The sequence below is a fragment of the Clavibacter michiganensis genome (assembly GCF_016907085.1).
In the GTDB taxonomy this organism is placed as follows: domain Bacteria; phylum Actinomycetota; class Actinomycetes; order Actinomycetales; family Microbacteriaceae; genus Clavibacter; species Clavibacter michiganensis_O.
On sequence record NZ_JAFBBJ010000001.1, the window covers coordinates 1,777,900 to 1,795,440 of the forward strand.

The 17,541-nt window shown below is 72.8% G+C and carries 13 protein-coding genes; 3 read left to right on the forward strand and 10 right to left on the reverse strand.

All coding sequences use genetic code 11. The features are described from left to right. Positions 1-58: 58 nt before the first annotated feature. Positions 59-2,038 carry a hypothetical protein gene (locus JOE38_RS08120; protein ID WP_204575664.1) on the forward strand — a complete coding sequence of 660 codons (1,980 nt, stop codon included), beginning with the start codon at positions 59-61 and terminating at the stop codon, positions 2,036-2,038. Here the strand turns inward: JOE38_RS08120 and JOE38_RS08125 are convergent. Both JOE38_RS08125 and JOE38_RS08130 read right to left on the reverse strand, forming a co-directional pair. Beyond that, entirely contained in the window at positions 2,010-4,460 is a 2,451-nt protein-coding gene (locus JOE38_RS08125) for an ATP-dependent helicase (RefSeq protein ID WP_204575665.1), read from the reverse strand. The two genes, JOE38_RS08120 and JOE38_RS08125, sit on opposite strands and share 29 nt — an antisense overlap. Positions 4,461-4,542: 82 nt before the next feature. Further along, the gene (locus tag JOE38_RS08130; RefSeq protein ID WP_204575666.1) at positions 4,543-5,613 is read right to left on the reverse strand and encodes a glycerophosphodiester phosphodiesterase family protein; all 1,071 of its coding nucleotides are present in this window, start codon (positions 5,611-5,613) and stop codon (positions 4,543-4,545) included. A 132-nt stretch (positions 5,614-5,745) separates the two neighbouring features. Between JOE38_RS08130 and JOE38_RS08135 the strand changes: the two genes are divergently transcribed. Then, the gene (locus JOE38_RS08135) at positions 5,746-6,549 is read left to right on the forward strand and encodes a Bax inhibitor-1/YccA family protein (protein ID WP_204575667.1); all 804 of its coding nucleotides are present in this window, start codon (positions 5,746-5,748) and stop codon (positions 6,547-6,549) included. Positions 6,550-6,662: 113 nt separating this feature from the next. On the opposite strand, the gene guaA is transcribed toward JOE38_RS08135, so the two are convergent. The 8 genes from guaA to guaB all read right to left on the reverse strand — a co-directional run bounded on the left by guaA (position 6,663) and on the right by guaB (position 15,831). After that, a complete protein-coding gene (gene guaA / locus JOE38_RS08140; RefSeq protein ID WP_204575668.1) occupies positions 6,663-8,243 on the reverse strand; it encodes a glutamine-hydrolyzing GMP synthase in 1,581 nt (526 codons plus the stop codon). Further along, a complete protein-coding gene (locus tag JOE38_RS08145) occupies positions 8,240-8,782 on the reverse strand; it encodes a DUF3817 domain-containing protein (protein WP_204575669.1) in 543 nt (180 codons plus the stop codon). Before JOE38_RS08145 ends, guaA begins: the two co-directional genes overlap by 4 nt. 9 nt (positions 8,783-8,791) lie before the next feature. Further along, a complete protein-coding gene (locus tag JOE38_RS08150) occupies positions 8,792-9,787 on the reverse strand; it encodes an SURF1 family protein (protein ID WP_204575670.1) in 996 nt (331 codons plus the stop codon). Further along, a complete protein-coding gene (locus tag JOE38_RS08155) occupies positions 9,787-11,298 on the reverse strand; it encodes a cation:proton antiporter (RefSeq protein WP_204575671.1) in 1,512 nt (503 codons plus the stop codon). The genes JOE38_RS08150 and JOE38_RS08155 overlap by 1 nt, the downstream gene beginning before the upstream one ends. Before the next feature lie 3 nt (positions 11,299-11,301). Next, positions 11,302-11,835, reverse strand: a complete 534-nt coding sequence (locus tag JOE38_RS08160; RefSeq protein ID WP_012039247.1) for a cation:proton antiporter regulatory subunit — start codon at positions 11,833-11,835, stop codon at positions 11,302-11,304. Positions 11,836-11,937: 102 nt separating this feature from the next. Then, entirely contained in the window at positions 11,938-13,056 is a 1,119-nt protein-coding gene (locus JOE38_RS08165) for a GuaB3 family IMP dehydrogenase-related protein (protein ID WP_194634977.1), read from the reverse strand. Further along, a complete protein-coding gene (locus tag JOE38_RS08170; RefSeq protein WP_204575672.1) occupies positions 13,049-14,161 on the reverse strand; it encodes a hypothetical protein in 1,113 nt (370 codons plus the stop codon). Before JOE38_RS08170 ends, JOE38_RS08165 begins: the two co-directional genes overlap by 8 nt. Positions 14,162-14,328: 167 nt before the next feature. Continuing rightward, complete coding sequence (gene guaB / locus JOE38_RS08175) at positions 14,329-15,831, reverse strand: IMP dehydrogenase (RefSeq protein ID WP_204575673.1); 1,503 nt, start codon at positions 15,829-15,831, stop codon at positions 14,329-14,331. 276 nt (positions 15,832-16,107) lie between these two features. On the opposite strand from guaB, the gene JOE38_RS08180 reads away from it, so the two are divergent. Beyond that, entirely contained in the window at positions 16,108-17,535 is a 1,428-nt protein-coding gene (locus JOE38_RS08180; RefSeq protein WP_204575674.1) for an ABC transporter permease subunit, read from the forward strand. Positions 17,536-17,541 lie beyond the last annotated feature (6 nt).

Sequence of the window (17,541 nt, forward strand, 5' to 3'; positions counted from 1 at the left end):
GTCCCCGGCACCCGGTGCGGCGGATGCGGCGGACGCCCTGGGCCAGCACTGTGCGGCCATGACACGGATCCCCTCGACCACCCGCTCCTCCTCCCCACGGCACGTCCGCCCGGTACGGCGGCCGCCCACCGCCCGGCTCGTGTCCGCGCTCGCGGGAGTCGGCCTCGCGCTCGGGCTCGCGGCGAGCGCCGTCCCGCCCGCGCAGGCGCTGAGCGCGATCTCCCACGGCGTCGGCTACGCATCGGGGGCCGACGGGCGCTGGTTGGGCTCGTACCGGATGGACGACGGCCGGCTCGGCTTCTGCATCGACGTCGGACTCGCCGCTCCGCCCGGCCATGACTACTCCCCGGTCGCGGAAACGGGCGCGACGCCCGACGATCGGGCGCGGCTCGCGTACATCTCCCGGCGCTGGGCGGGCTCCGCGGATCCCGACACCGCCGCTGCGGGGCAGCTCGCGACCTGGAGCATCACCGGCCTCGGCGCGCACGACCTCTCCTGGTACGCGGCCCGCGCGGGCGATCACGCGGGGGCGGTCGAGGCCCGTGCGCGCGACATGCTGGCGGAGGCGGGGTCCGGCGCATCGCGCTCGGTGACCGCCGCCGCGACCGTGGCGCTCGGGGACGACGGACGCGGGACAGTCCGCGCCGAGCTGCGCGCCGACCTCATCGCGACCGGGCCGACGGACGTGCCGGCCGGCTCCCAGACGGGGACCGTCACGCTCAGCGGAGCCGTGTTCGACGACGGGAGCACGACCGCGCAGGTGGCGAACGGCACCGCCGCCCCGATCCGGGCGACGGGATCCTCCGCGGCGCTGCACGTGACGGCGAGCGCCGTCTTCGCGTCCCTCCCGTACGGCGACGCCCTCGACGCGGTGGGCGACGGAGGTGCGTCGCAGCGGATGATCCTGGCCCGGCCCGCGGACGCCCGAGCCGACGCGCGGGCGGACGGTCGTGCCCCGAGCCCGCTCCCCTTCGCCCCGCGCGTGGTCACGCGGACGTCGCGCGCCGTGGCGGCGGTCGGCGACGAGCTCTCTGACGCGCTGCGGGTGTCCGCCGATCCCGCGGCGCCTGCCGCGCCCGGCCGGCCGGCGACCTCCGACGGCTGGGGACTGACCCGCCAGGGCGACGGGAGCCTGGTGCCCGTGCCGGTCATCGTCCGGAGCAGGCTCCTCGGACCGTTCCCCGAGCAGGTCGGGCCCGAACGAGACGAGGTCCCCGCCGGCGCCCCGCAGGTCTGCGAGGTCGTGACGCGCATCGACCGCGGGCCCGGCGACTACTCCTCGCCCGCCTGCCGCCTCCCCGCCGGCGGCTTCTACGCCTGGGTCGAGACCATCTCGCCCGACGACACCCCGGTCGCGGCCGGACGGGCGCGCGTGCTGCCCTGGCGGTCGACCTTCGGCGCGGCCACCGAGACGACGCAGGTCCCGCAGCCGCCGCGGATCACGACGAGCATCGGGTCCTCGGAGATCACGACGGGCGAGTGCCAGACCGACACCCTGCACACGACGTCGTTCGTCGGGGTCGGACCCGTCCCCGTGCACGTCCGCCTCGCGGGTCCGTTCACGACGGCACCCGCCGAGGGCTCGCCGGTGGCCGTCCCCGAGGACGGCGGGTCGGGTGGGCCCGCGTCCGACGTCGCCCTCGCCGACGACGGCGACGTGACCACGCCGTGCATGCGCGCCCTCTCGCCCGGGTGGTACGTCGCCGTCCTCGACAGCCCGGGGCGTCCCGCCGGAGACGCGGACGGGGCTGCCATCGCGCCGTTCGCCGATCACACGGCGCACGCGAGCGAGACCTTCCATGCGAGCCCGCCGCCCGCCGTCGACGTGCCCGCGTCGCACGGGCACGCGCAGCTGGCGATGACGGGTGGCGCACCCGGCATCGAGGTACCGGGCTCGGGCGGGACGCAGCGGGTGGGCGCACAGCCGCTCGCGTGCGCCGCGACGGCGATCGGCGCCCTGGGCGCCGCCGGCATCGGCGTGCGTCGCGCCGGCCGCCGCCGATCCCCGGCTAGAGCTTCTCGATGGGCGCGATCTTGATGAGCAGCCGCTTGCGACCCGCCGGTCCGTCGAACTGCACCTCGGCGATGCGCTTGCGCCCCTCACCCGTGACGCCCGTGACGCGGCCGTCGCCGAAGTCGGTGTGGCGGATGCGGTCCCCGAACGCGAGCTCGAGGTCGCCGTTGTCCCGCACCTGTCCGGTGACCGTGTTGGCCCACTGGGTCTTGGGTCGCGGTGGCGGCGGCAGCGCCGGATCCTCGAAGCCGCTCGACGAGCGCGAGCGGCCGCCGTACCCGCCGCCCTCCCGCCGCGCGTTGAGGGCGCGCGGTTGAGTGCCACCGCGCGACGTGGCCATGCCGGGCGACTGCTTCCAGTCGATGAGCTCGGCCGGGATCTCCTGCAGGTAGCGGCTGGGCATCGCCACGTTGACCTCGCCGAACTGGGCCCGCGTCATCGCCAGCGAGATGAAGAGGCGACGGCGGGCGCGCGTGATGCCGACGTAGAACAGGCGGCGCTCCTCCGCCGGCCCGCCGGGCTCGTTGGCCGACATGCGGTGCGGCAGCAGGTCCTCCTCGACGCCGGTGAGGAACACCGAGTCGTACTCGAGGCCCTTCGCCGTGTGGAGGGTCATGAGGGACACGGTGCCGCTCGAGTCGTCGAGCTCGTCCGCCGCGGCGACGAGCGAGACCTCCGTGAGGAAGTCCACCAGCTGGCCCTCGGGGTTGTTGCGCGAGAACTCCTTCGTCACGGCGACGAGCTCCTCGACGTTCTCGGCACGGGCCTCGTCCTGCGCGTCCTTGCTCGCCCGCAGCGCCTGCACCAAGCCGCTCTTCTCCAGCAGCGTGGTCACGAGGTCGCCGACGGAGGTCCGCCCGTCCGGGCGGTCGGGATCCAGCAGCAGCGCCACCTCATCGAGCATGCGCGAGAGCGTGAGGATCGCCTGCGTCACCTTGGGCCCGAGCCCCAGCTCGGACGCACGGCGCATGGCCTCGCGGAAGGTCACGCCGTGCGACTCCGCGAAGTTGGCGAGGGCCGTCTCCGTGGCGGGGCCGATGCCGCGCTTCGGGGTGTTCAGGATCCGGCGCAGCGCCAGGACGTCCGCGGGATTCGCCACGGCGACGAGGTACGCCATGGCGTCCTTGATCTCCGCCCGCTCGTAGAACTTCGTGCCGCCCATGATCCGGTAGGGCACGGCCGAGCGGATGAGGATCTCCTCGAGCGCGCGCGTCTGCGCGTTGGTGCGGTAGAAGACGGCGATCTCGGAGTAGGCGGTGCCCTCCTCGTGCAGCTTCTGGATCTCGTCGGCGACGAACTGCGCCTCGTCGTGCCCCGAGTACCCCGTGAAGCCGACGATCTTGTCGCCGTCGCCGATGGACGTCCACAGCTTCTTGTCCTTGCGGTCGAAGTTGTTCGAGATGACGGCATTGGCGGCGGTGAGGATGTTCTGGGTCGAGCGGTAGTTCTGCTCGAGGAGCACGACCTTCGACTGCGGGAAGTCGCGCTCGAACTCGGTGATGTTGCGGATGTCGGCACCGCGGAAGGCGTAGATCGACTGGTCGCTGTCCCCCACCACGGTGAGCGACGCCCCGTCGATCCCGCCCATGCCGTTCGTGGACATGCGCGTGTCGACGGGCACGTCCTCCGGGGCCACCGCGCGCGTCAGCTCCCGGATGAGCGAGTACTGGGCGTGGTTCGTGTCCTGGTACTCGTCCACCAGCACGTGCCGGAAGCGCCGCTGGTACAGCGCAGCCACCTTGGGGAACGCGCGGAAGAGGTAGACGGTCTGCCCGATGAGGTCGTCGAAGTCGAACGCGTTGGCGGAGGCGAGCGAGCGCGTGTACTGCCGGAAGATCTCCACGAACATGGCCTCGGCCGGGTCGTTGAAGTTCGCCGTGCGCGCGAACGTGTCCGCGTCCGACAGCTCGTTCTTGAGCTTCGAGATGCGGCCGGAGACGGACGAGACCGTGAAGCCGAGCGTGTCCGCGTCGAGCTGCTTGATGATCCGCTTGATGAGCACGCGGCTGTCGGCCGAGTCGTAGATGGTGAAGTTCTGCGTGAAGCCGAACGCCTCCGCCTCGCGTCGGAGGATGCGCACGCACGCGGAGTGGAAGGTCGAGATCCACATGCCCTCGGACGCCTGGCCGAGGAGCGACTCGACGCGCTCGCGCATCTCGGCGGCGGCCTTGTTCGTGAAGGTGATGGCGAGGATCTGGCTCGGCCACGCCTCGCGGGACTCGATGAGGCTCGCGATGCGGTGGGTGAGCACGCGCGTCTTGCCGGATCCGGCCCCCGCGACGATGAGCAGCGCGGGACCCCGGTAGACGACGGCCTCGCGCTGCTCCGGGTTGAGGCCCTCGAGCAGCGGATCCGCCGGGGCTCCGGGCCCGCCGTCGGCGCCCGACCGGCCGTCGAGGATGATCGGCGTGCTGGAGGGGGAAAGGGCGGCGGGGTCGGCACTCATGTCGGCATCGATCCTAGGCGCTGCCCCCGACGCGCGACCGGGCGGGCGGCCCGGGCGGGCCAGGCCGGCCGCGCCTCGCGCGCTACCGTCCCACCGCCGCCGCCCGCTCCTCCACGAGCCGCACCGCGAGATCCGGATGGTCGGCGAAGACGCCGTCGACCCCCGCGTCCAGCAGCCGACCCCAGTGGGTGGGGTAGTCGCCGTGCGCCGACTTCGGGCCGGGGCCGCGGAGGGGCCGGGGCAGGAACGCGTTCTCGGGACGGAGCGTCCAGGTGAAGACCGAGAGGCCCGCGTCGTGCGCGCGCCGGACCAGGTCGGAGACGGGAGCCGCCTCGCCAGCGGCACCGGACCCGGCGCCGAAGCCCGCGGCCGGGCAGATGCGCTCGAGGCCCACGCTGATGCCGTCCACCTCGGCGGCGAGCGCCGCGAGCCCCGAGTCGGTCAGCTGCTCGTCGAACGTGACCGCGGAGTCGCCGTGACGCGCGACCTCGTCGATGGCAGCGCCGCGCCCCTCGAGGAGGTAGACCAGGCGCGCCGCGATGCCGCGAGCCCGGACGCCGAGGAGCGCGGTCCGCTCGAAGGACTCGATCGTGAGGCGCGAGGCGTCGTCCGCCCAGCCGTGCTCGCGGAGGTCGCGGGCGAGCAGCTCGTCGAGCGGCATGCCGAGCGCGGCGAAGTGCGTCGCGTGCTTGATCTCCGCGACCATGCCGAGCGGGCGACCGTGGCGGGCCGACTCCTGGTCGATGATCCGCAGCAGGTCGGGCAGAGAGAGCACGGTCTCCTGGTCGTCGTGGGTCGCGCTGTCGGGCCGGGCCGCGGGGATCCGCTCCCGGCAGCGCAGCGTGCGGATCTCGGCCCACGTCATGTCCTCGGTGAACCAGCCCGTGCGCTCGACGCCGTCGACGACGCGCGTGGTGCGGCGGTCGGCGAACTCGGGCCGGTCGGCCACGTCGGTCGTGCCGGACAGCTCGTTCTCGTGCCGGATGACGAGCACCCCGTCGGACGAGGCGACGAGGTCGGGTTCGACGGCGTCCGCGCCCTGCGCGAAGCCGAGCCGCACGGCGGCGGCGGAGTGCTCGGGGCGGTAGCCGCTGGCTCCGCGATGGGCGATGACGAGGGGGCGAGGGCGAGGGGCGAGATCCACGCCGCGCACGCTACAGGCGCCGGGTGGACGGCGAGCGCGTACTCATCTGAGGCAATACACGGCTCGCGCCTGTGGTCTCCCAGCCTGGCCAGCTAAATTGGTCGTCAATCACGTTCAACCACCATTGAGAGTAGAAGGACCATGGCCAACCCCACGTTCTCCAACAACCCGGTCTTCAACGGCCGGGGTGCGACGCCCACGAGGGATGTGACCCCGGAGAGCCTCGACGAGCTCTACAACCGCCCGTCGGCGACGCCGCTCGAGACGGACCGCATGTCCTTCGAGGACACGACCGTCAAGACGGTCAGCCTGCTCGCGATCGTCGTCGTCCTCGGCGCCGTCGCGTGGCTCTCGGGCCCGCTCGCCCTCCCCCTCGCGATGCTCGGCGCCATCGGCGGCCTCGTGCTCGGCCTCGTCAACTCCTTCAAGAAGGAGCCGTCCGTCCCGCTCATCGTCGCGTACGCGGCGTTCGAGGGGCTGCTGGTCGGCGGCATCAGCCGCGTGTTCGAGGGCATCGCCCCGGGCGTCGCGACCCAGGCTCTGCTCGGCACGGCCGCGGTCTTCGCCACCGTGCTGATCCTGTTCCGCAGCGGCAAGATCCGCGCCTCCGCGAAGGCGACCAAGATCTTCATGATCGCGATCATCTCCTACGCGGCGTTCTCGCTCGTGAACTTCGCCCTCATCGCCTTCGGCGCCATCCAGAGCCCCTGGGGCGTGCGCGGTATCGAGATCTTCGGCATCCCCCTCGGTGTCGTCTTCGGCCTGCTGGCCGTCGTGCTCGGTGCCTACTCCCTGGTCCTCGACTTCGACTTCATCCAGCGCGGCGTCCGCGCCGGCGCCCCCCGCAAGTACGGCTGGACCGCGGCCTTCGGCCTCGTGGTCACCATCGTGTGGCTGTACGTCGAGTTGCTCCGCCTCTTCGCGATCCTGCGCGGAAACAACTAGCGCCACCGCCGGGCCGCGGCACAGCACCGCGGACCGGCAGCACGACGAAGGCCGCTCCCCTCGGGGAGCGGCCTTCGTCGTTCAGCACCGGCGTCAGGGCCGGCGCGGGAGGATCACTCCCACTCGATGGTGCCCGGCGGCTTCGACGTGACGTCGAGCACGACGCGGTTCACGCCGTCGACCTCGTTCGTGATGCGGTTCGAGATGCGGGCGAGCACGTCGTAAGGGAGGCGCGTCCAGTCGGCGGTCATCGCGTCCTCGCTGGAGACGGGGCGCAGCACGATGGGGTGGCCGTAGGTGCGGCCGTCGCCCTGCACGCCGACCGAGCGGACGTCCGCGAGGAGCACGACGGGGCACTGCCAGATCTCGCCGTCGAGGCCCGCGGCCGTGAGCTCGGCGCGCGCGATGGCGTCGGCCTTGCGCAGCAGCTCGAGCCGCTCGGCCGTGACCTCGCCGACGATGCGGATCCCGAGGCCGGGGCCGGGGAACGGCTGGCGGCCCACGATGACCTCGGGGAGACCGAGCTCGCGGCCGATGGCGCGCACCTCGTCCTTGAAGAGGGTGCGGAGCGGCTCGACGAGCTCGAACTTCAGGTCCTCCGGGAGTCCGCCGACGTTGTGGTGGCTCTTGATGTTCGCGGTGCCCGTGCCGCCGCCCGACTCCACCACGTCCGGGTAGAGCGTGCCCTGCACGAGGAAGCGGATCGGCTCGCCGTCGGCCTTCGCCTCGAGCACGAGCGCCTCCGCGGCGCTCTCGAAGGTGCGGATGAACTCGCGGCCGATGATCTTGCGCTTGGCCTCGGGATCCGTGACGCCCGCGAGGCCGTCGAGGAACTGGTCCGCGACATCCACCGTGACGAGGCGGACGCCCGTGGCGGCCACGTAGTCCTCCTCGACCTGGCGGCGCTCGTCCTGGCGGAGGAGGCCGTGGTCGACGAAGACGCAGGTGAGCTGGTCGCCGATGGCGCGGTGCACGAGGGCGGCCGCGACGGCGGAGTCGACGCCGCCGGACAGGGCGCAGATGACGCGCGCGTCGCCGACCTGGGCCCGGATCCGCTCGACCTGCTCGGCGATCACGTTGCCGCTGTTCCAGTCGCCGGGGATGCCGGCGGCGCGATGCAGGAAGTTCTCGAGGACGGCCTGGCCATGCGCGGAGTGCTTGACCTCGGGGTGCCACTGCACGCCGTAGAGACGGCGCTCGTCGCTCGCGAACGCGGCGACGGGCGTGGAGGCGCTCGAGGCGAGCACCTCGAAGCCCTCGGGCGCCTTCGACACGGAGTCGCCGTGGCTCATCCACACGGTCTGGTCGTCGGGCTGTCCGTCGAGCAGGGTGCTGCCGGGCGTGAGCGTGACCGCGGTGGATCCGTACTCGCGGGCGCCGGTGTGCGCGACCTCGCCGCCGAGCGCGCGGGCCATGACCTGGAAGCCGTAGCAGATGCCGAGCACGGGGACGCCGAGGTCGAGGATCCCCTCGTCGAGGCCGGGCGAGCCCTCCTCGTAGACGCTCGACGGGCCGCCGCTCAGGACGATGCCGGACGGGTCCTTCGCGCGGATCTCCTCGGCCGTGATCGTGGACGGCACGATCTCCGAGTAGACGTTGGCCTCGCGGACGCGGCGGGCGATCAGCTGCGCGTACTGGGCGCCGAAGTCGACGACGAGGACGGGACGCTGGTTCGTGGGGTTGTCGACGCTCAAGTGGTGGCCTCCGTGGTGGTGGTCGGGTCGATGGGTCGGGGATCCGCGTCGTCGCGGTCGTCGGCGGCGGGAGCCTTCCGGCGCGGCGCCTCGAGCTCCGCGATGGTCTCCCGCACCCGACGGGCGATGCGCGCCTCGACGATGAAGGAGAGGAACGGCACGACGCCGCCCGCGGCGATGAGGATGAACCGGGTGAACGACCAGCGCATCTTCTGCCAGAGCAGGAAGTCGCTGATGAGGTAGACCACGTAGATGTTGCCGTGGACGATCTGGATGAGGAGGCTCAGGTTCGTGCCGGTGAGCGTGTCCGCGGGCGACAGCGCGAGGAAGCCGGACGGCCCGTTCAGCTCGAGCTCGTAGCCGGCGCCGGCGAGGTACTGCAGCGATCCGTCGACGAACTGGAAGCCGGGCAGGTACTTGATGCCCATCTCCACGACGAGCAGGAGGAGGAACGCGCCGGTGATGAACGCCATGACGCGGTAGAAGCCGAGGACCCTCCGGATCTGCGGGACGTCGGAGCGCTTGAGTCCGTAGGCCATGCGTGGATCCTACCGGTCGGCGTCTGCGCGGCTCCCGCGCCGAGGAGCGTCGACGGAGGCGTCGCGGCCGCCCTCGGGGTGCGGGTCGTCGTCGTCCTCGTCGTCCTCGTCGTCCTCGTCCTCGCGGTAGCCGGGCTGCTCGCGGGTCCAGGTGTCGCGGACGGTGCGGTACCAGATGACGATCGCGAAGATCGCGAACACCGCCCACTCCGCCGCGTAGAAGATGTTGAGCCAGTTGAGCTGCACGGCCTCGCTCGGCGGCGGGGAGTCGATCGCCGTGAGGCCGGCGACGGGCGCCGACGCGACGATGAAGCCGTTGTAGACGTCGCCCACGTCGCCCGGCCAGAGGTTGACGAGCGCCGCCGTGCTGAGCCGGTTCATGCGCTGGGGGTCCTGGCCTTCGCCCGCGGGCTCGGGCTGCTCGCTCGGGAGGAAGCGGCCGACGATCTCCTGGACGCCCGTCGGGGCTCCGTCGCCTGCGTTCAGCTGCGCCGCGACGGCCGCCGCCTCGTCGTCGGTCGCGGTCCAGCCCAGCGCGACGGGCACGCTGGCGGGCAGGGCGTCGGGCGCCGGATCCGCGGAGCCGCCGTCGTCCGTGATGGACAGGTGGCCGACGACCCAGGCGCCGGTGCGGCCGGCGTTGAGGCGGTCGGAGACGACGACGAAGTCGCCGGGCACGAGGGAGCCGGACACGGTGACCATGTGCCCGGCGGACGTGTCGGTGACGTAGCCCTGCGGCTCGACTAGCGTGCCGAGGGGCAGCGCCGTCTCGGTGTCGCGCTCGATGACGACGCCCGACTCGACGGCGCGCGCGAGCTGCCACTGCCCGAGCGCGGCGAAGCCCGCCGCGATGACGAGCGCGAGCGCCAGCAGCGCGAGCGAGCGGGGGCGGCGGGCGACCTGGCCGATGGTGGGGCCGGCGGCGGGTCCGCCCGGGCCGGATCCCGCTGGCGCGGCGTCGGGACGCGGTGCGGCGTCGGTGCGGGGGTCGGGTGCGTGCGTCATCAGTAGTCGGGTTCCCGTTCGCGGGTGGGTGGGGTCCAGGTGTCGTGGTCGGACTGCTGGCCGGCCTGCTCGGCGCGGCGGTCGGGGGCGGGCCGTTTGCCCTCGGCGTCAGCGTCCTCGTCGGCTCCCCGCCGAGCGGTGACGGCGCCCTCGGCCTCGGGGCCGGTGCCCGGCGTCGTGCCGCGCACCGCGGTGCCCGGCCGCGGCGTCGCCGCCGCCAGGCCGTCGTCGAAGGCATCGGCGGGCGCCCGCTCACCGCGCTCGGCCGCCTCGAACAGGGCGAGCGCGCCGGCCCGCTCCGCGTCGCGCCCGGCCTTCTCGGCCGCGCGCTTCGTGGCGGAGCGGTACCTCGTGGGCAGCACGGCCGTGCCGATGCGCACCGAGTTCGCGGCGAGGAGCGGCCCCATGATCGCCATCACCAGCACGTAGAGGCCCGCGAAGGGCTGGATCCGCTCGTCGAGCCCCGCCGACAGCGACAGGGTCGCGAGGATGAGCGCGAACTCGCCGCGGTTCTGCAGGATGAACGCCGTGTTGATGCCGGCCTGCGCGCCGTGCCCGTTGAGCCAGGCGACGAACTGCCCGGCGATGATGTTGAGCACGACCGTCATGAGCACGGCGCCGAGCACCGGCACGACGACGGTGGGGAACTCCCCGGGATCCAGCGCCAGGCCGAAGTTGAGGAAGAAGAACGCGCCGAACACGTCGCGCAGGGGGATGGCGATCTGCTCGATGCGGTTGCGCACGCGCGTGGCGCCGAGGACGAGCCCGATGAGGAACGCCCCGATCGCGTCGGTGACGCCGAGCACCTCGCCGATGCCGCCGAAGAGGATCGCGAGGCCGAAGAACAGCACCGTGAACAGCTCGACGTCGCGCGTGCGCATGAACCGCGACAGGAACGCCCCGCCCTTGCGCGCCACCGTGAACATCACGACGAGGAAGGCGAACGACACCGCCAGCTGCCCCACCACCGCCCACGGCTCGGTCTGGCCGCTCAGCACGACGGACACGATGGCGAGGTAGACCGCGATGAAGATGTCCTCGACCACGGTGACGCCCAGGATCATGGGCGTCTCGTCGTTGGCCAGGCGGTTCAGCTCGATGAGCAGCTTCGTGACGATGGCGCTCGAGGAGGTCGCCGTCATGCCCGCGATGATGAGCGCCTCGCGGGTGCCCCAGCCGAGCGCGAACCCGAACGCGAAACCGACGCCCATGTTGATGAGGACGTACGAGCCGCCCGAGATGATGAGCTTCCCGGCGTTGCCGAAGAACTCGTCCTGGTCGAACTCCAGGCCGAGGTTGAACAGCAGGAGGATCAGGCCGAAGACGGCGATGAGCTCGATGTCGCCCGACGCGAAGTCGAGGGGGAACCAGTCGACGCTCGGGCTCGCGAGGAGCCCGACGAGCATGTAGATGGGGATCGCGGGCAGGCCGATGCGCTTGCCGAGCTGACCGAACGCGTAGGCGAGGACGAACAGCAGGCCGAGGACGATGAGGTCGAGGCCGTGGTGCACCCGCTACCCTCCGTCCGGCGCGGAGCCGGGCGCGGGGCGGTGCGGGAACTCGCCCGTCCGGTAGAACGCGAAGGCCTTGGCGACCTTCTCGGGGGATCCGGCGACGACGAGCGTGTCGCCCGGGTAGACCGTGAAGTCGTCGGACGGCGCGGGGTTGGCGGACTCGCCGCGCACGACCGCGACGACCGTGAGCCCGACGACGCCGCGCGACGCGAGGTTGCCGAGGGCCTGGCCGGCGATGTGGTCGTCGTAGTCGACCGTGAACCAGTCGATGCTGAGGCCGGGGATCTGGTCGAGCTTGTCGAGCGACTCCGTGATGCGCGTGCCGCCGAGCAGCTCCGCGAGCGTGTGCGCCTCGTCCTCGCTGAGGCGGAGCGACACCTTCTGCGTGTCCGGCCCGTCCTGCTCCTCGGAGAAGGTGATCAGGTCGCTGTGGCCGGAGCGGTGGGCGATGACGCCGACCTTGCCCCCGTCGTCGGTGATGAAGGTGTGCAGCACGCCGACACCCGGCAGCTTGACGCGACGGACCTCCGCCATGCGCGCACCTCCCTCTTCCTGTCATTCACAACGCGGGCCGCGCCCCGCATGTTCCCGGACCGCTCGGCGCGGGACGGGCCCGGCCGGGCGGCCGTGCGCGGACTACTTGCCGTACGGCGCGACGACGACCTCGACGCGCTGGAACTCCTTGAGGTCGGAGTAGCCGGTGGTGGCCATGGCGCGGCGCAGCGCGCCGACCAGGTTGGCGCTGCCGTCGGCCGTGGTGGACGGGCCGTAGAGGATCTGCTCGAGCGGCGCCACCTGGTCGACGCGCACGCGGTGGCCGCGGGGCAGCTCGGAGTGGTGCGCCTCGGCACCCCAGTGGAAGCCCTGCCCGGGCGCGTCCGTGGCGCGGGCGAGCGTGGATCCGAGCATGACCGCGTCGGCGCCGACCGCGATGGCCTTGACGATGTCGCCCGAGCTGCCGAGGCCGCCGTCGGCGATGACGTGCACGTAGCGGCCGCCGGACTCGTCCATGTAGTCGCGGCGGGCGCCGGCGACGTCGGAGAGCGCGGTGGCCATGGGCGCGTGGATCCCGAGGGTCGAGCGCGTCGTGGACGCCGCTCCCCCGCCGAACCCGACGAGCACGCCCGCGGCGCCCGTGCGCATGAGGTGCAGGGCGGCCGTGTAGGTGGCCGCGCCGCCGACGATGACGGGGACGTCGAGCTCGTAGATGAACTTCTTGAGGTTGAGGGGGGCCGCGCCCTTGGAGACGTGCTCCGCCGAGACGGTGGTGCCGCGGATCACGAAGAGGTCGACGCCGGCCGCGACGACGGTCTCGTAGTGGTCCGCGGTGCGCTGGGGCGAGAGGGCCGCGGCGACGACCACGCCGGCCGCGCGGATCTCCGCGATGCGCGCCGTGATGAGCTCCGGCTTGATCGGCTCCGCGTAGATCTGCTGCATGCGCGCGGTGGCCGACTCGGGCGGCAGCGAGCGGATCTCCTCGAGCAGGCGCTCGGGGTGCTCGTACCGGGTCCAGAGGCCCTCGAGGTCGAGGACGCCGAGGCCGCCGAAGCGGCCCATCGCGATGGCCGTCGCCGGGGAGACGACGGAGTCCATGGGCGCCGCGAGGAACGGGATCTCGAACTGGTAGGCGTCGATGGACCAGGAGACCGACACGTCCTGCGGGTCGCGCGTGCGACGGGACGGGACGATGGCGATGTCGTCGAACGCGTACACACGGCGGGCCCGCTTGGCGCGGCCGATCTCTACATCACTCACCCGCACAGCCTAGCGGCGGGCTCCTGCGCGACCGGCCGTCGCCCGGATCCGGGAGCGCCCCCGGGCGGGCATGCGCCGCGCGCCGCACGGGCTCGAGGCCCGCGTGCAGCAGGAGCGCGCGCAGCCGCCCCGCGCCCAGCACGTCCCCCTCCCCCGCGACCAGCACGCGCCAGCGGCCACCCTCCCGCTGATCCACGCTCCGGGTGTCGGCATCGGTGGCGGGCGCGACTCGACCAGCTGGCACCGTCCCGGCGATCCGCAGCCCCACCCGCTCGGCCGTCCAGGCCAGCGCGAGCCGCCCATGGCCGACGACCGCCGCTCCCACGGCGGGCGGCGCGAGCCCGACCTCGTGGGCGACGCCGCGTGCCACGGACTCCAGCGGGCAGGAGGCGGCGCCGTCCGCCGCCCGCACGAGGAGCTCTGCCCGTCTGCTCCAGGGGCCCGGACCGCGGATCCCCCGCTCCCGCTCGAGGTCGGCGCGCGCGACGGGCGACGCACGCGCGGGCGCGAGCGCGTGGTCGAGCGCGACCAACCCGTGCGCGAACCACCCGGGCCCCCGCGGCGCGGCACCCCGCACCGCCGCCATGGCCGCCTCGTGGGAGGCGGCGAGCGCCGTCGCCGCGAGCCCCGGCATCCGCACGCCGTCCGCCGCGAGCACGAGACGCGATCTCCCCTGCGCGGGATCGCGGAGGACGCGGGTGCCCGCGGGGCGGCCCGACGGGAGCCCCGGCACGTCGAGCAGCGTCACGAGCGCGGGCCACGGCGCGAGCCGCGGCAGCCCGTGCACGGCGGCGGCCGACGGCCCGCCCAGCACGATCGGTTCCGACGAGACGCGGGCGAGCGCCCGGATCCGCAGCAGGTGCCGCTCGCGCGCCGACACCACCTCCCACTCCGCCCGCCGTGCGTGCACCCCGGCCCGCAGCCGGACGAGCTCGCCGCGCGCCTCCGCCCGGGCGACGACGGCGGCGTCGGCCCGCTCCTCCTCGGCGACAGGACGCGCGGCGGACGGGCGCGAGGCCCCCGACAGGATCAGCGCCACCCCGGGCGGCCCGAGCGACGCCGTCTCGAGCGGATGGTCGACGTGGCGCGGAGGGGTCGGTGTCATGCGGGCAGTGTCGCGGTCGACGAGCGCCGTCCCCGCGCGTGGGAGCGACCCGCCGGAAGCGCGGACGGACCCGGGCCCTGTGAGGGAGCGCCCGCACGCGCGAGGGGCCGGCGCGCACGGCACCGGCCCCTCGTCACCACCGCGCGGATTCCGCGCGGCTCACCGCATCAGCGCCGGTAGTTGGGCGCCTCGACCACCATCTGCACGTCGTGCGGGTGCGACTCCTTGAGCCCCGCCGCCGTGATGCGCACGAAGCGCCCGCGGTCCTTGAGCTCGCCGACCGTCCGCGCGCCGACGTAGAACATCGACTGACGCAGGCCGCCGGTGAGCTGGTAGACCACGTTCGCGAGGGATCCGCGGTAGGGCACCTGGCCCTCGATGCCCTCGGGGATGAGCTTGTCGTCGCTGGGGACGTCCGCCTGGTAGTAGCGGTCCTTCGAGTACGAGGTCTTGGTGCCGCGGGTCTGCAGCGCGCCGAGGGATCCCATCCCCCGGTAGCTCTTGAACTGCTTGCCGCCGACGAACATGAGGTCGCCGGGGCTCTCGTCGCAGCCGGCGAGGAGGCTCCCGAGCATGACGGTGTCGGCGCCGGCGACGAGCGCCTTCGCGATGTCGCCCGAGTACTGGAGGCCGCCGTCCGCGATGACCGGGATGCCGGCGGCGCGGGCCGCCAGCGACGCCTCGTAGACCGCGGTGACCTGCGGCACGCCGACGCCCGCGACGACGCGCGTGGTGCAGATGGACCCGGGGCCCACGCCGACCTTGATGGCGTCCGCGCCCGCCTCGATGAGCGCCTGGGCGCCCGAGCGGGTGGCCACGTTGCCGCCGATCACATCGACGTGCGAGGTGGCGGGGTCGGACTTGAGGCGGCGGATGATGTCGAGCACGCCCTTGCTGTCGCCGTTCGCCGTGTCGACCACGAGCACGTCGACGCCCGCCTCCACGAGCGCGAGCGCCCGCTGCCAGGCGTCGCCGAAGAAGCCGATGGCGGCACCCACGCGCAGGCGCCCCTCGGCGTCCTTCGTGGCGTCGGGGTACTGCTCCGACTTGTCGAAGTCCTTGACGGTGATGAGGCCGCGCAGCTTGCCGTCGTCATCGACCAGCGGGAGCTTCTCGATCTTGTGCTCCGCGAAGATCGCGATCGCGTGGTCGGGGTCGATGCCGACGCGTCCCGTGATGAGCGGGGTGCGGGTCATGACGTCGCGCACGAGCGTGGTGGCGGCCTGCACGGGCGAGACGAAGCGCATGTCCCGGTTCGTGATGATGCCGACGAGCGTGCCGTCGGACTCGACGACCGGGAGCCCGGAGACGCGGAACTGGCCGCAGAGCGCGTCCACCTCGGCGACCGTCGCGTCGGGGCGCGTGGTGACCGGGTTCGTGATCATGCCGGACTCGCTGCGCTTCACCTTGTCGACGAAGGCGGCCTGGTCCTCGATGGAGAGGTTGCGGTGGATCACCCCGAGCCCGCCCTGGCGCGCCATCGCGATGGCCATGCGGGCCTCCGTGACGGTGTCCATCGCGGAGGAGAGGAGAGGAGCGGCGACGCTGATGTTCCGCGTGAGGCGGGACGTGGTGTCCGCCTCGCTCGGGATGACGTCGGTGTGCCCCGGCAGGAGCATGACGTCGTCGTAGGTGAGGCCGATGACGCCGAACGGGTCGGACTGGTCCAAGTTCCCTCCAGGGGGATGAGAGGCGGATGGGGTACCCGGGGGACCGCGTCGGCAACCGGTGTCTCAATGTTAACGGGACGCGCCGACCGGCATTCCCGGCATATCACGCCTCCACGCCGTACGCGCCCGAAACATCCAGGACATAATCAGCACGTACTGTCAACCAACGTCGTCCTGACGGTAGTCGCGGTGCTTGTGCGGACTTACCCCTCGCACGGCTCCCCCTATGGAGGTCTAGTGATAGCCACTGGTTCGGCCGGAGCACGCGCGCAGCGCATGTGGGCCCTGATTCTCGCGGTGGCGTTCGCCTGCACCGCACTTCTCCTCTCGGCCCCATCGGCTGCGCACGCGGATCCACGCGCGGCGCCGCAGGCGGTCGACCCGGCGTCCGCCGAGCAGTCCCTGCTCGTGTGGGTCCGGGCGGACGCCGACAAGACCGGCATCGCCGGGGTCACCGTGAAGGTCTCGGGCGGCGGCGTCGAGGCCACCGGCACGACCGGCGCGGACGGGAAGGCCGAGGTCGGGCTCAGCGCACCGGGCTCCTTCACGGTCGAGGTCGACGGGTCGACGATCCCCGAGGGCGCGGGCGTCCCCCGGGCGGGCTCGAGCCCCCGCGAGATCGACGTGGCCGCGGGCAACAAGAACGTGCCCGCCTTCTTCTTCCTCTCCCCGGACGGCGCGGCGGCCGGCTCCGCCGGGTCCACCCCGGCACCGAGCGCCAGCGCCGGAGCCGGCACGGGGACCTCCACCGGCGGCGAGACCGCCGCGCCGGACACGGAGACCGGCGCGGTCTCCGGCACCGCGGAGCCCGTCACCCAGAACAACTTCTGGAAGATCTTCTGGCCCAAGGTGGTGACGGGCCTCATCTTCGGCCTGCTGCTCGCCCTCGCGGCCATCGGCCTCTCCCTCATCTACGGCACGACCGGCCTCAACAACTTCGCGCACGGCGAGCTGGTCACCTTCGGCGCGCTCATGGCGTACCTCTTCAGCAACGTGCTCGGCCTCAACCCGGTGCTCGCGATCGTCATCACGGTGATCCTCGGCGGGGCGTTCGGGTTCGCGCAGGACGCGGCGATCTGGAAGCCGCTGCGGAAGCGGCGCCTCGGGCTGGTGCCGCTCATGATCGTCACCATCGGCCTGTCGCTCGCGCTGCGCTACCTCTTCCAGTTCATCTTCGGCGCCGACCGCCTCACGCTCCCGAACAGCCCGGCGCCGTTCCTGGTCGTCGGGCCGGTGAGCCTGAAGTTCACCGACGTCGCCGGCGCGGTCGTCTCGGTCGTGCTGCTCCTGGCGGTCGCGTACGTGCTGCTCTACACGAAGATCGGCAAGGCCACCCGCGCCGTCTCCGACAACCGCTCGCTCGCGGCGGCGTCGGGCATCGACGTGGAGGGCGTGATCCGCGTGGTCTGGATCGGCGGTGCGGCCCTCGCCGCCCTGTCCGGCGTCTTCATCGCCTACTACCAGTCGCTGCGCTGGGACACGGGCGCGTCCATCCTGCTGCTCGTCTTCTCGGCCGTCGTCCTCGGCGGGCTCGGCACGGCGTTCGGCGCGCTCATCGGCTCGATCGTGATCGGCGTCTTCATCAACGTCAGCACCATGGTCCTGCCCGAGAACATGAAGTACGTGGCCGCGCTCGTGGTCATGATCGTCATCCTGCTCATCAGGCCCCAGGGCATCCTGGGCCGGAAAGATCGGATCGGTTAGCCGCGC